The sequence below is a fragment of the Streptomyces mayonensis genome, from assembly GCF_018982965.1.
Lineage (GTDB): Bacteria > Actinomycetota > Actinomycetes > Streptomycetales > Streptomycetaceae > Streptomyces > Streptomyces mayonensis.
On the sequence record NZ_JACBYP010000077.1, the window covers coordinates 26817 to 40378 of the forward strand.

Consider the following 13562-nt stretch of genomic DNA (forward strand, 5'->3'; position numbering starts at 1 on the left):
GGCGGGCCCGGTCCGGCCGGTCCGCTGCTCGCCACGCCGCCGTCGCCCACGAGCCTCGCCCGCCCGGATCAGCAGGGGATCAGCAGGGATCAGCCCGGACCAGCAGGGATCAGCCCGGACCAGCAAGGATCAGTCCGGACCGGCAAGGAACAGCACGCGTACCGTGGTGGCCCCGGGGAGTGCTGGCCCCGGGCGGTGCTGGTCAGGCCGGTGGTGACCCCGGCCGGTGGTGGATCGGAGAGCGGACGGAACATGGAAGCGGTCACGTTCGGCGTGCTCGGACCGGTCACCGCCGAGCACGGCGGTGACCCCCTCGCCCTGAAGGGCCCCCGGCACCGTGCTGTCCTGGCCCGGCTGGTCGTGGCCCGGCGCCGGGTCGTCCCGGTCGCCCGCCTGGTCGAGGACCTGTGGGAGGAACCGCCGCCGCGGGCCGTGGGAGCCTTGCGCACCTTCGTCGGAGACCTGCGCCGCGCCCTGGAACCCGACCGCCCGCCGCGCGCCCCGGCCGGACTGCTGGTCACCGAGGGCCCCGGCTACGCCCTGCGCGCCGCACCGGACGCCGTGGACGCGTGGCGCTTCGAGACGGCCGTCACCGAGGCGGCCCGGGGGCCGGCGTCCAGGGCCCCGGACCGGATCCGGGAGGCGCTGGGGGAGTGGCGCGGCCCCGCCTACGCGGAGTTCGGCGACGCCGGCTGGGCACGCGGCGAACGCTCCCGGCTCACGGAGCTGCGGCTGGCCGCCGTGGAACGCCGGGCGGAGCTGCTCGTCGACCTGGGCCGCGCCGCCGAGGCGGTCCCCGACCTGGACGCGCACCTCGCCGGGCACCCCTGGCGCGAGGAGGCCTGGCGACTGCTCGCCCTGGCGCTGTACCGGACCGGACGCCAGGCGGACGCCCTCGACGTGCTGCGCCGGGCCCGTGCCCTGCTGGCCGCGCACCTCGGTGTCGACCCGGGCCCCCGGCTGCGTCACCTGGAGGCCGGCATCCTCGCCCAGGACCCGGCACTCGACCCGCCGGGCGAACGGGCGGAGGCAGCCGCGCGGCTGTGGGCCCGGGCGACCGAGGCGTACGACCGCACGGTCGCCGCCGGTGCCCACGTCCGCCTGGAGTCGACCGTCGGCCTGCTGCGCTCCCTCGCCGTCACCGGCGGCAGCGGTCTTGAGGCGGCCCGGGAACACCGTACGGCGGTGGTCGCGGCGGCGGAGGAGACGGGCGACGCCGAACTGACGGCCCGGGTGATCGGCGCCTACGACGTCCCCGCCAACTGGACCCGCAGCGACGACCCCGAGACCGCCCGCCGGATCGTCGCGGCGGCCGAACGGACCCTGGCCGCCCTGCCGGACACCCCGGCCGCCGACGCGGCCCGCTGCCGTCTGCTCGCCACCGTCGCCCTGGAGTCCCGCGGCGTCCGGTCCCCGCGCGGCCCGCGGGCGGCGCGGGAGGCCGAACGGATCGCCCGCCGCCTGGACGACCCCGCGCTGCTCGCCTTCGCCCTCAACGGCGTCTTCATGCAGTCCTGCACCGCCGCCGGACTCGCTCCGCGGCGCGACGAGGTCGGTGCCGAAATCGTCGCGCTCGGCACCCGGCACGGCCTGGTCAGCCACACGGTGCTGGGCCGCCTGATCCGCCTCCAGGCCCGCTCGGCCCTCGGCGACTTCACCGCCGCCGACGCGCAGGCCGCGGCCGTGGACGAACTCGCCGAACGCCACGAACGGCCGCTGGTGGCCGTCTTCACCGACTGGTACCTGGCGCTGCGCTCCGCCGCCACCGGCAGCCCGTACGACAGCGCCGAGGCCGCGTACCGCCGCGCCGCCGAACGACTCGACGGGGCCGGGATGCCGGGCCTGGCGCGCGGACTGCTGCCGCTGGCCCTGCTCGGCCTGCGGCTGGCGCACGGCCGGCCGGCCGCCGTGGACCCGGGCGCGGACTGGGGGCCGTACCGGCCGTGGGCCGAGCCCTTCGCCCTCCTCGCCGGCGGCCGCGACGCCGACGCCCGTACGGCCCTCGGCGCCCTCGCCGAACCGCCGCCCGATCTGCTGTACGAGGCGCTGTGCTGCGCCGAGGCCGCCCTCGCCCTCGAACTGGGCGACCGGGCGGCACTGGAGCGGGCCCACGAACGGCTGCTGCCCGCGTCCGGCGAACTCGCGGGCGCGGGCAGCGGGCTGCTCACCTTCGGCCCGGTCGACGACTGGCTCGCGGCGATCAGCGGGGCCCTGCGCCGCTGAGCAGCGGGGGTGGGTGTGCAGACGGGCCCTGCGTGGGGGTGCCCGGTCGCGGGTCGCGGGTCGCGGGTCGCGGTGGGCGGGCGTTGCGAGATGCGTGCCGAACCCGGCAGGGCGGTGGCCGGCGCGGCGGCCCCTCGGCACGGGGGGCGTACGTCGGGCGTCCGGCCGAGCTCGTGTTCGGCTGACCGCGCCCCGGGCCGGCGGACCCCGCGGTGTGCCACGGAGCCCGTGGCACGCGAGGCCCCCCGCCCCCTCCGAGGGCGGGGGGCCGGAGGTTGTCCCGGGCCGTGACGGGTACCCGCAGGCGCATGAAGTGGCAGCAGGTGCAGGACGGTCCGTCAGCGGTCTACGTGGTGGTGCTCGACCCCGGCGAGGACCCCGTCGCCGAACTCACCGCCTTCGCCCGTGACCGGTCCCTCGGCGCGTCCCAGGTGACGGCCGTCGGGGCCTTCTCGCAGGCGGTCGTCGGCTGGTTCGACCGGCAGGCCAAGGACTACCGGCCCATCCCGGTGGAGCAGCAGTGCGAGGTGCTGTCGCTCCTCGGGGACATCGCCGTCGGCGACGACGGGCCCACCCCGCACCTGCACGCCGTACTCGGCCTGTCGGACGGCTCCACCCGCGGCGGCCACCTGCTGTCCGGCCGGGTCTGGCCGACGCTGGAGGTCGTGGTGCGGGACAGCCCGGCCGAGCTGGCGAAGACCCACCGCCCCGACATCGGCCTCGCCCTGATCGACCCGGGACGAGCGGGGCCCCGACACCTCCGGGAGGTACGACCATGACACGGCGCATCCGAGACGTGATGTCACCGGCGGCGGTGGCCGTCGAGCCCATGACGACGGTGACCCGGGCGGCCCGGCTGATGCGCGAGGAGAACGTCGGTGACGTCCTGGTGACCTACGACCGCGACCTGTTCGGCGTCCTCACCGACCGCGACATCGTCCTGCGCGGCATCGCCGACGGCCGGGACCCCGACGCCACCACGGTGGGCGCGGTGTGCACACCCCCGCCCGTCGTCACCCTCGACCCCGACGACAGCACCGACCGCGCCGCCGAGCTGATGCGGCAGCACGCCGTACGCCGCATCCCGGTGGTCGAGCACGGCGGCGTTCCGGTCGGCGTGGTCACCCTCGGCGACCTCGCCGCAGCCGACGACCCGCACTCCGCGCTCGCGGACATCGGGCGGGCCGCCCCCGACCGCTGACGCACCCCGCCCGCCAGGGAGGAACGGCATGAGCGACCGACGCCACCCCCGATGGGCCGGGGAACCGGCCCCGCGCGAACGGTCCGGCCTGATCGGCCGCCGCTTCCCGCGCACCGGCACCGAGCCCGTCACCGCGCAGAGCCCGCTGCGGCTCAGGCTGCTGCTGGCGGCCGTGTTCCTGCCGCTGTTCCTCGCCGGCGCGGCCTACTTCGGCGTGTGGGCGGCGGACACCGGCGCCGGCGACAGTCCCGGACGCGGCACGCTGGTGGCCGTCGCCGCCGTGTGCGCGGCGTTCGCCCTGCTGGCCCTCGCCGACCTGCTGGTCGTGACCGGACGCCTGCGCCGCGAACGCGGCACCCCGGCCCCGCACTGAGGCCCCGCAACCCCGGCAAGGTCCCAACGACACCCCTCAGGCGTCCGCGTCCGTCCGCAGCCTGGCTCCCTGTCGCAGCAGTTCCCGCTGGACCAGCCGGTACGGCAGACCGCGCGGACCGCGCCCGTGCCGGACGGTCAGTGCCGCGCACACCCCGGCCGCGTGGCCGGTCGCCATGGCGATGGGCATCACGCGGTACGAGGAGTGCGCGACGTGCGTCCCGGAGATGCAGCGCCCCGCGACCAGCAGCCGTTCGGTGTCCCGGGGCACCAGGCAGCGCAGCGGGATGTCGTAGAAACTGCCCTTCGGCACCCGCTTGAGGACGGTGCCCGAGCCCCGCGGATTGTGGATGTCGACCGGGTAGGCGCCGTGCGCGACCACGTCCGGGAAGGTGCGCGCCGCCAGGATGTCGTGCCCCGTCAGCCGGTAGTCGCCCTGCACCCGCCGGCTCTCCCGCACGCCGACGTGGATGCCGCTCTGCACCACGTACGACTCCTCGAAACCGGGCACCCGGGTGCGCAGGAAGCGGTCGATCTGCGCCAGCTGCCGCCGGGCCGTGTACTCGGCGCGGGTGAGGTCCCACACGTTGCTGCCGAGGACGCGGTTGACCCGGGTGCTGTTGACGGAGACCTCCCGCGGGTGCGGCGTCGCGAAGAACAGGATGTCCTCGCGCGGCAGCCGCAGTTCGCCCTCCGCCCTGGCCTCCTCGATCAGGTCCCACAGGCCGTGCACACCGCGCCACTGGTCGGGGTGCGCGCGCACGTAGTCGGCGAAGTCGGGCCGCGCGAAGTCAGCCACGCGGAACATCAGCGTCATGGGCTGCACCAGCCCGTCCTCGGGCCGCCCCACCTCGTACGGCGCCCCGCAGGCCGTCGCGACGTCGCCGTCGCCCGTGCCGTCCACCACCACCCCGGCGTCGATCACCACCGGCCCCGACTTCGTCTCGAACACCACCCGCCAGCCGTCGCCGTCGTCCAGCGGCAGCGCTCCGGAGGCGAAGGAGTGGAACAGCATCCGCACACCGGACTCGTCCATCATCTCGAGCAGCGAGAGCTTGAACAGCTCCGGGTCGAAGGGGACCGTGTAGCCGGTCTTCGGGGACGGCGGCAGGCAGCCGCCGCGCCCCATGAGCCGGTCGAGCAGCTGCCACAGCACGCCCGCGACCACCGGTTCGCCCTCGCCGTGGTCGGTGGGCAGCAGCCGGGACGTGTCCCCGGCCTCGGTGAACGCGGCCTGCTTGTGCTCGTTGTGGAACGACATCAGCGGCATCACCAGCGCCACGGTCGCGTTGCCGCCGAGGAACCCGTATCGCTCGACCAGCACGACGTCGGCCCCCGCGTCGGCCGCACCGACCGCGGCGGCGAACCCCGCGGGGCCGCCGCCCACCACCAGGACGTCGCACCGGCCGCCGTGCCGGGCGGGCCGCGGGGGCAGCGTGACCGAACGGGGCTCGCGGGGCTCTTCCAGGACCGGCATCGCTCTCCCAGGGGTCAGGCGTTCAGCGGCCGCGGTTCGGTCGGGCGGTCCCCCTCGCCCGTCGCCGGGGAGTCCCCCGCGCCCGGGCGCCCCGCTGCCGCGATGTCGTCCAGCAGCGCGCCGCAGCGCGCGCACGTGCCCAGGGCGGTCGCCGACAGCTCCCGGACCCTGGCGCGCAGATCGTCCCGGCGCTGCGGATACTCGTCCCACAGCCGGTCCACCTCCGCCAGCAGCAGTCCGGCCTGCTCGCGCGCCACCCCCACCAGCGCCGGGGCGCCCAGCCGCCGTGCGAAGTCGAAGACCTTGCCGGAGTACGGCAGCGGCAGCACCGGTACGCCGGTCAGCGCCGCGAAGATCACGAAGTGCAGCCGCATGCCGACGGCCACGTCCAGATGACGCATGAAGCCGAGGACCTGCCCCGGGCTGTAGTCGCCGTGCAGGATCCGGCCCTTGTGCGGCGCCGTCATGTGCGACAGCACCGCGTGCGCGTGGCGTACGTCGTGCCGCTCCATCGGCAGGAACACCACGTGCGCGTCCAGCCGGCGCACCAGGAAGTCCGCCACGTCGGCGAGCAGCGCGTGGTAGTCCCCCTCGTCGAGCTTCTCGGCCGCCCGCCCCGGCTCGCGCACCGACATCCCGACCAGCCGGGCGCCGGACGGGATGCCCTCGTCGCGCATCATGGCCGCGGTGAACGGCTCGGGGGCCAGCAGCAGCGCCGGGTCCGAGGTGACCGAGACCTCGCGTTCCAGACCCACCTCCTCCAGCACCAGCCGGGACTCCTCGTCCCGCACCACGACGTCGTCCATCTCCGCCAGCACCGTGCGCACCGCCTCGCGGTCCTCGGCCTCCGTCAGGGGCCCCGCGCCGACGGCGTAGGCGAACGTGGGCACGTTCCGCAGCTGCGCGGCGCGCACCAGCCGCAGGTAGCGCCGCGCCTCGCCGTCGTAGAGGATGCCCCCGCCGCCCAGCACCAGCAGGTCCAGTCCGGGCAGCGCGTCCAGCACGTGGTTGCGGGTGACCCCCTCCCACGCGACCACCTCGTCGGCGGCGCGGTGATGGGCGCGGGTGTGCTCCGCGTCCCGGCTCAGGACGACGAGGTGGGCGTCCGGCCTGCGCGCCCGCAGACAGCTGAGGACGCAGGTCAGGATCGCCTCGTCACCGATGTTGAAACCGCCGTAGGAACCCAGCACGCCGATGCGCGGGCCCGGACGGGCGGGGTGCGGATGCGAGGGCCGAGTGGTCATCCGGGGCTCCCGTCACGTCGTTGCGAGACCGGCGCGCGCCCTCTCGGCGCGCGGGCCGCGCAGGATGCCGGGTTGCCTGCGCCGGATCGCGGAAACACCCTGACCGAGAACCCGTACGCCGTCTTCCCGCCCGGTCCCACGAGGAGCCCCGGTGAACGTCTCCCTCAGCGCCTGGCTGCTGACCGTCGCGGGCCTGTGCGTCCTCGTCGCCGCCGACTTCTTCATCGGCCGCAGGCCGCACGACGTGTCGCTCCGGGAGGCCGGGACCTGGACCGCCGTCTGGGTGGTCCTGGCCTGTCTGTTCGGTGCCGGGCTGTTCCTGGCCGGCGGCGGCGCTCCGGCCGGCGAGTTCTTCGCCGGCTACGTCACGGAGAAGTCCCTCAGCGTGGACAACCTCTTCGTCTTCGTCCTGATCATGGCCAAGTTCGCGGTGCCCTCGCAGTACCAGCAGCGGGTGCTGATGGTCGGTGTCCTGGTGGCCCTGGTGCTGCGCGCCGCCTTCATCGCGGCCGGCGCGGCGATCATCTCCGCGTTCTCCTGGGTGTTCTACCTCTTCGGCGCCTTCCTCGTCTGGACCGCCTGGAAGCTGATCCAGGACGCCCGCAGGGGCGGGCACGACGAGGAGTACGAGGAGAGCAGGCTGCTGAAGTCGATCGAACGCCGCTTCGGCGTCGCCGACCGCTACCACGGCACGAGGCTGTGGGTGGAGGAGAACGGCAGGCGGGTCATGACCCCGATGCTGGTCGTGATGCTCGCCGTCGGCTTCACCGACATCCTGTTCGCCCTGGACTCGATCCCCGCCATCTACGGTCTGACCCAGGACCCGTACATCGTGTTCACGGCCAACGCCTTCGCCCTCATGGGGCTGCGGCAGCTGTACTTCCTCATCGGCGGTCTGCTGAAGCGGCTGGTCCACCTGTCCTACGGCCTGTCCGTGATCCTCGGCTTCATCGGCGTGAAACTGGTGCTGCACGCCCTGCACGAGTCCGGTGTGCACGTGCCCGAGATCGGCATCCCGTTCTCGCTCGGCTTCATCGTGCTGGTCCTCGCGGTCACCACGGCGACGAGTCTGTGGGCGTCCGGGCGGCGGGAGTGAACCTGACCCCGCTCCCGCCCCGCTCCGCCCTGCCCCGTGCGGCTACTCCACCAGCTCCTGGGTGCCCAGGACCGTGAGGAGGGCGAGCCGCTCGGCGTCCCCGGTGCCCGGCTCGGCCGTGTAGACCATGATCCGGAGGTCGTGACCCGCCACGTCGAGCACGTCGCAGTCCAGGGTCAAGGGCCCCACCCGAGGATGGTCGACGGTCTTGCGGGCCGCCTCGTGCCGGCCGACCGCGTCCGCCTCCCACAGCTCGGCGAAGCGCTCGCTGCGCGCCCGCAGCTCCCCGACCAGCCGGGCCAGCCCGCGGTCGGCGGGGTAGCGGGCACTGGTCGCCCGGAGGTCGGAGACGAGCGCCGCCTCGAACGCACGGCGTTCCCCGGGCGTGTACCGCGCCCGGCTGCCCGGTCCGACGAAGTTGCGCCACACCCCGTTGCGCTCCGGACCGCGCCACTGCGACGGGTCGCCCATCAGCGCCGCGTACGGCGGGTTGGCGAGCAGCAGCGTCCAGGACGCGTCGTACACCGCCACCGGTGTGCCGGCCAGCCGGTCGAGCAGCCGGTGGACGCTCGGCGGGATGTACGCCGGCACCGTGTCGGGACCCGGCGGTGCCAGCCCGGCCAGCCGGAACAGATGCGCCCGCTCCTCGGGGTCCAGCCTCAGCGCCCTGACCAGCGCCTCAACCACCTGCGCCGACGGGTGCGCCGCCCGGCCCTGTTCGAGGCGGGTGACGTAGTCGACCGAGACCCCGGCCAGCAGCGCCAGCTCCTCGCGCCGCAGCCCGGCGGCCCGCCGGTGCCCGCCCGCCGGCAGCCCGGCCGCCTCGGGGGAGACGCGGTCCCTGCGCAGGCGCAACGCGCGCCCGAACTCCGTCGCCGTCATGGTTCAAGTGAACACCGGGCGCGCTCCGTCTTCCTGGTACCCGTGGTCCCAGGAAGACGGGACGCCTGGCAGCCGGCACCGCACCGCCGCAGGCTGGAGCCATGACGAACACACTGATCACCGGGGCCAACAAGGGCCTCGGATTCGAAACGGCCCGCCGCCTCGTCGCCGCCGGCCACACCGTCTGGGCCGCCGCCCGCGACGCCGAGCGCGGCCGCCGGGCGGCCGGGGAACTGGGCGCGCGCCCCCTCGTCCTCGACGTCACCGACGACGCCTCCGTGGCCGCCGCGGTGAAGACGGTGGCCGCCGAGGGAGGCCTCGACGTGCTGGTCAACAACGCCGGCATCGAGCAGCGCGGCGCGGACAACTCCGTGACCGGCGCCGAGGGCACGACCGCCGACGTGCTGCGCGCCGTCTTCGAGACCAACGTCTTCGGGCTGGTGCGGGTGACCCACGCCTTCCTGCCGCTGCTGCGCGGCTCCGCCGCGCCGGTCGTGGTCAACGTCAGCAGCGGTCTGGCCTCGCTGACCGGGCTCACCTCTCCCGAGAGCCCCGGGTACGGCTACCCCGGCCTCGCCTACCCGGCGTCCAAGACCGCGGTCAACGCGCTGACCGTGCAGTACGCGAAGGCGTTCCCCGGGATGCGGATCAACGCCGTCGAGCCGGGCTTCACCGCGACCGACCTGAACGGCAACACCGGTACGCAGAGCGTGGCCGAGGGAGCCGAGGTGATCGTCCGGATGGCCCGGCTGGACGCGGACGGACCCACCGGGGGCTACTTCGACGCGTCGGGCCCGCTGCCCTGGTAGCCCGGGGCGGGCCGGTGCGGCCCGCCCCGGGGAAGGAACCGCCGGGGCGGGTCAGCAGCCGGCCGGGGACGGCCTGCCGCGCGAGACGACGCGCGTGCCGTCGCCGTCGACGACCCGGGCCTGGAGCGAGCCGCACGCACACCGGGTCCACAGGGTGCCGCCCGCCCCCGTGGGGTGTGCGGACAGCACCTGGAAGGGCTCGGCACCGTCGGGCCACCCGCAGTGCGGGCAGACGACACCGGTCGTGCTGGGCATGGCGACTCCTCGGGCGTGAGTGGTACGTCGGGCGTGAGCGGTATGTCGGGGGTACGTCGGACGGCTGGTACGGACGGTGTGTCGTCGTGGCGCCACAGACAGAGTGCGGCCGAGGATCCGTTCAAGTCCAGTTTGACTTTCCGGACTTCACCGTGAAGCGTGCGCTTCATGATTGATCTGCGCAGGCTGCACGTGCTCCGCGCCGTCTCCCACTACGGCACCGTCACCGCCGCGGCCCGTGCCCTGCACTTCACGCCCTCCGCCGCCTCCCAGCAGATCCGTCAGCTGGCCCGCGACCTGGGCGTCGACCTGCTGGAGCCGCAGGGGCGCGGAGTGCGCCTCACCCCGGCCGCCGAGAGCCTGCTCGCCCACGCCGACGCCATCGAAGCCCGCTGGGACGAGGCCGAACAGGACCTGCGGGCGGGGGAGGGGGACCCCGCCGGGCCGCTCAGGGCGACGGGGTTCCCGGTGGCTGTCGCGGTGCTCCTCGCACCGATGGCCGCGCGGCTGCGCGAGCGCCATCCGCGGCTGTCGGTGCGGATCCGGGAGGTGGAGGTGGCGGAGAGCTTCGACCTGCTCTTCGAGGGGGAGAGCGACCTGGCGGTGGTGGAGGCGACCCCCGCCAACCCGTCGTCGGCCGACGCGCGCTTCGACCAGCGGCCGTTGCTGGACGACCCGTTCGACCTGGTCGTGCCCGAGAGCCACCCGCTGGCCGGACGGGACGGCGCGAACCTCGCCGACGTCGCGCACGAGCCCTGGGTCGCGCCGGTGCAGCAGAGCCCCTGCCGGCCGCACGTGTTGTCGGCGTGCGGCGGCGCCGGCTTCACCCCCGACGTGGTCCACCACGCCTGCGACTGGAACGTCACCGCCCACCTGGTCGCCCACGGGCTCGGCGTCGCGCTGATCCCCCGGCTGGCCCAGCTGACCCCCGAGCTGCCGATCGTCCGGGTGCCCTGCGCCGACCGCCCCCACCGCAAGCTGCTGACCTGCACCCGCAGCGGCGCCCACCGGCGTCCGGCGGTCGCGGCGGCACTGGAGGAACTGCGCACACTGGCCGCGGCGGCGGTGGCCTGACGCGGCCGGCGCGCCGATGTGACCGGCGGTCCGGCGGTCCGACGGGGCGGCGGGGACGCGGGACGTGGGACGTGCCGGATGTGGGACGGGGCCGGAGCTCGTCCGAGCTCCGGCCCCGTCACCAGATACGTCCTGGTACGTCCTCGAGGCAGGTCCGCGTCAGGCGGCGACGGCCTCGTCGGCGTGGCCGTGCAGGCGCGTGACGACCTCGGCCAGCTGCGCGGCGACCTCGGTGTCGTCCGCCGGGTGGGTCTCGGCGAAGCGGGTCAGCGAGCCCGGGATGGACAGCTTGAGGTCCTCGATCACCTTGCCGCCGGCGATGCCCACGGCCTTGCGGGCCTCGTCCTGCGCCCAAACGCCGCCGTACTGGCCGAAGGCGGTGCCGACCACGGCGACCGGCTTGCCGGTGAAGGCGCCGTCGCCGTAGGGGCGGGACAGCCAGTCGATGGCGTTCTTCAGGACGGCCGGGATGGTGCCGTTGTACTCCGGCGAGAAGAGCAGGAACGCCTGAGCACCCTTCGCGGCCTCCCGCAGCTTGGCGGCGGCGGCCGGCACGTCGCCCTCGACGTCGATGTCCTCGTTGTAGAAGGGGATGTCGGCGAGCCCCTCGAACAGCTGTACCTCGGCACCCTCCGGCGCGAGCCTGGCCGCTGCTTCGGCGAGCTGGCGGTTGGTCGAACCGGCGCGAAGGCTGCCGACGAGCGCAAGGATGCGGACTGACATGAGTACTCCCAATGCAGGAACAGGTGGCCAAGCGGAAACAGCTGGTGAACGGCGGCGCCGAAACACTGCCGTTACGATCCGGACCGAGGTCCGTTTAATTTCTAACATCTCAAACGGACCGCGGTCCAGTTTCCTCCCGATGCTTTACGCTGGTTTCATGTCCGCCGCCCTGCCGCCCCTGCCGAGATCAGAAGAGGCCCTCGACACACCTGAATTGCTGCAGCTCGGTGCGGGGGCCGAGGTGGACGAGCCCTGCCTGCGCGCCGACGCCGCCCGCAACCGCGCGCGGCTGCTGGACGCCGCCGAGCGGCTGGTCGCCCAGCACGGCGCGGCCGCGCTCACCATGGAGGGCGTCGCCGTCGCGGCCTCGGTGGGCAAGGGCACGGTCTTCCGCCGCTTCGGCGACCGCACCGGGCTGCTCGCCGCGCTGCTGGACCACTCGGAGCGAAAGTTCCAGGCGGCGCTCCTGAGCGGCCCGCCGCCCCTGGGCCCCGGCGCGCCGCCCGTCGACCGGCTGCGGGCCTTCGGCTGCGCGATGCTGCGCCGCTCCATCGACGAACTCGACCTGCTCATGGCCGCGGAGCCCAGTGCCGAACGGCGTTACACCTTCCCGCCACGCCGCTTCCTGCGCTCCCACGTGGCGATGCTGCTGCGGGAGGCGGCGCCGGACGCCGACAGTGAACTGCTCTCCCACACGCTGATGGCCTACCTCGACGCCGCCCTGCTCCACCACCTCACCGAACAGTGCGGGCTGCCCCCGGAGCGGGTGCGGGCGGGCTGGCTGGACCTCGTGGCGCGGGTGACCCGCACCGCCGCCTGACCCGTCCCGCGGCCCACGCCGGCCTGCCGTCCGCTCGTCCCGCGGCCCACGCCGGTCCTGCCGCCCGCCCGGCCTGCTGCCTGGCCCACGCCACCCCCGCGTCGGCCCGAACTCTCCGGTGCCCGGGTGGTGTTGCCCCGCCCGTTGTCCCGTATCCGGCTTCTGCCAAGATGCCGTACGTCATGGTGCAGATACCGAATCCGTCCGACTCCGAGTCGCCGTTACCGCGCTCCGTGCCCACGAGCGCGGATGTGGCCCGCCTGGCCGGGGTCTCCCGCGCGACCGTCTCCTACGTCCTGAACAACACCGATGCCGTCCGGATCAGCGAACCCACCCGCCGGCGCGTCCGCGAGGCCGCCCGCGAACTCGGCTACGTGCCGCACGCCGCGGCCCGCTCCCTGCGCGCCGGGTACAGCCGGATGGTGCTGACCCCCGCGCCGCCCTTCCCCGCGGGCCCCCTCTACGCGCACTTCCTCAGCGAGCTCCAGTGGGCCCTGGGCCGTCTCGACTACACCGTGGTCCAGTACGGCTCCGTCGGCCTGCACGGCGACGAGGCCGCCCGCGCCTGGGCCGAGCTGCGCCCGGTCGCCGTCCTGTCCCCCGACGCGGACCTGGGACCGCAGGGGGTGGAGGTCCTCAAGCGCTCCGGCGCCCGGGCGGTCGTCACCCTCGGTCCCGAGGCCGTCGAGGGGGCACACGCGCTGCTCGTCGACCAGGAGCGTGTCGGCGACAGAGCGGTCCGCCACCTCTGCGAGCGGGGACGCCGCCGGATCGGCGTGATCGTGCCCGCGGAAGAGGGCCTCGACGTCTTCTCGGCGCCCCGCCTGGCCGGCGCCCGCCGTGCGGTGCGCGGCACCGGCGCCACCGTCACCGAACTGCCCCTGGCCCACGAGGAACAGGATGCCGCCCGGCTGGCCGCCCGCTGGCGGACCCTCGGCCTCGACGCCGTGTTCACGTACAACGACGAGTACGCGATGCTGCTGATGCGGGCACTGCAGGACGAGGGCCTCGACATTCCCGGGGACGCCGCCGTGATCGGCGCCGACGACCTGATGCTGGGCCGTCTGCTCAGGCCCCGGCTGAGCACCGTCCACCTGGAACTGCCCTCGGGCCGGGACCTCGCCGCACTCGTCGACCGCGCCGTGCACGACCCCGGCGGCGCGCCCGAGCGGCGCGAGGTGCTGGGCGCGGCGGTGGTCCACCGCGATTCGAGCTGACCCACCGGGGTCCGAGCTGACCCACCGGGATGCAGGCTGACGGGGCCCCCCCCCCCCGGGGGGGGGGGCCCCGCGCGGGGGGCGGCGGGGGGGGGCGGGGGGGGGGGCGGCGAGGGGGGGGGGGGGCCCGGCGGGGGGCCCCCCCGGGGCGGGGGGGGGGCGCGCGGCG

General features: G+C 75.0%; 14 protein-coding genes. 9 read left to right on the top strand and 5 right to left on the bottom strand.

The genetic code is table 11. The features are described 5' to 3' along the window. Positions 1-252: 252 nt before the first annotated feature. The 4 genes from HZS56_RS25360 to HZS56_RS25375 all read left to right on the top strand — a co-directional run bounded on the left by HZS56_RS25360 (position 253) and on the right by HZS56_RS25375 (position 3797). The gene (locus tag HZS56_RS25360; RefSeq protein WP_216723109.1) at positions 253-2223 is read left to right on the top strand and encodes an AfsR/SARP family transcriptional regulator; all 1971 of its coding nucleotides are present in this window, start codon (positions 253-255) and stop codon (positions 2221-2223) included. A 308-nt stretch (positions 2224-2531) separates the two neighbouring features. Beyond that, positions 2532-3002: a PPC domain-containing DNA-binding protein gene (locus HZS56_RS25365; protein ID WP_216723110.1), complete on the top strand. Its 471-nt coding sequence runs from the start codon at positions 2532-2534 to the stop codon at positions 3000-3002. Next, positions 2999-3424 (top strand): CBS domain-containing protein, encoded by a 426-nt coding sequence (locus tag HZS56_RS25370; RefSeq protein ID WP_216723111.1) that lies wholly within the window; start codon positions 2999-3001, stop codon positions 3422-3424. The genes HZS56_RS25365 and HZS56_RS25370 overlap by 4 nt, the downstream gene beginning before the upstream one ends. Positions 3425-3452: 28 nt before the next feature. Next, the gene (locus tag HZS56_RS25375) at positions 3453-3797 is read left to right on the top strand and encodes a DUF6343 family protein (RefSeq protein WP_216723112.1); all 345 of its coding nucleotides are present in this window, start codon (positions 3453-3455) and stop codon (positions 3795-3797) included. 36 nt (positions 3798-3833) lie between these two features. On the opposite strand, the gene HZS56_RS25380 is transcribed toward HZS56_RS25375, so the two are convergent. Together HZS56_RS25380 and HZS56_RS25385 are read right to left on the bottom strand one after the other, a co-directional pair. Further along, a complete protein-coding gene (locus HZS56_RS25380; RefSeq protein WP_216723113.1) occupies positions 3834-5273 on the bottom strand; it encodes an FAD-dependent oxidoreductase in 1440 nt (479 codons plus the stop codon). A 14-nt stretch (positions 5274-5287) separates the two neighbouring features. Next, entirely contained in the window at positions 5288-6517 is a 1230-nt protein-coding gene (locus tag HZS56_RS25385; protein WP_216723114.1) for a polysaccharide pyruvyl transferase family protein, read from the bottom strand. A 151-nt stretch (positions 6518-6668) separates the two neighbouring features. Between HZS56_RS25385 and HZS56_RS25390 the strand changes: the two genes are divergently transcribed. Continuing rightward, a complete protein-coding gene (locus HZS56_RS25390) occupies positions 6669-7613 on the top strand; it encodes a TerC family protein (protein WP_216723115.1) in 945 nt (314 codons plus the stop codon). Positions 7614-7655: 42 nt separating this feature from the next. On the opposite strand, the gene HZS56_RS25395 is transcribed toward HZS56_RS25390, so the two are convergent. Then, entirely contained in the window at positions 7656-8495 is an 840-nt protein-coding gene (locus HZS56_RS25395; RefSeq protein ID WP_216723116.1) for a helix-turn-helix transcriptional regulator, read from the bottom strand. Between the two features lie 101 nt (positions 8496-8596). Between HZS56_RS25395 and HZS56_RS25400 the strand changes: the two genes are divergently transcribed. Then, a complete protein-coding gene (locus HZS56_RS25400) occupies positions 8597-9304 on the top strand; it encodes an SDR family NAD(P)-dependent oxidoreductase (protein WP_216723117.1) in 708 nt (235 codons plus the stop codon). 51 nt (positions 9305-9355) lie between these two features. On the opposite strand, the gene HZS56_RS25405 is transcribed toward HZS56_RS25400, so the two are convergent. Beyond that, positions 9356-9559: a hypothetical protein gene (locus tag HZS56_RS25405; protein WP_216723118.1), complete on the bottom strand. Its 204-nt coding sequence runs from the start codon at positions 9557-9559 to the stop codon at positions 9356-9358. A gap of 168 nt (positions 9560-9727) precedes the next feature. On the opposite strand from HZS56_RS25405, the gene HZS56_RS25410 reads away from it, so the two are divergent. Beyond that, positions 9728-10633 carry a LysR family transcriptional regulator gene (locus HZS56_RS25410; protein WP_216723119.1) on the top strand — a complete coding sequence of 302 codons (906 nt, stop codon included), beginning with the start codon at positions 9728-9730 and terminating at the stop codon, positions 10631-10633. Positions 10634-10792: 159 nt separating this feature from the next. Here HZS56_RS25410 and HZS56_RS25415 read toward each other — a convergent pair whose 3' ends face one another. Continuing rightward, positions 10793-11356, bottom strand: a complete 564-nt coding sequence (locus HZS56_RS25415; protein ID WP_216723120.1) for an NAD(P)H-dependent oxidoreductase — start codon at positions 11354-11356, stop codon at positions 10793-10795. A gap of 157 nt (positions 11357-11513) precedes the next feature. Here HZS56_RS25415 and HZS56_RS25420 point away from each other — a divergent pair, with 157 nt between their 5' ends. Then, a complete protein-coding gene (locus HZS56_RS25420) occupies positions 11514-12176 on the top strand; it encodes a TetR family transcriptional regulator (protein WP_216723121.1) in 663 nt (220 codons plus the stop codon). Between the two features lie 182 nt (positions 12177-12358). Then, a complete protein-coding gene (locus HZS56_RS25425) occupies positions 12359-13393 on the top strand; it encodes a LacI family DNA-binding transcriptional regulator (protein WP_253914840.1) in 1035 nt (344 codons plus the stop codon). The last annotated feature ends 169 nt before the right edge of the window (positions 13394-13562 follow it).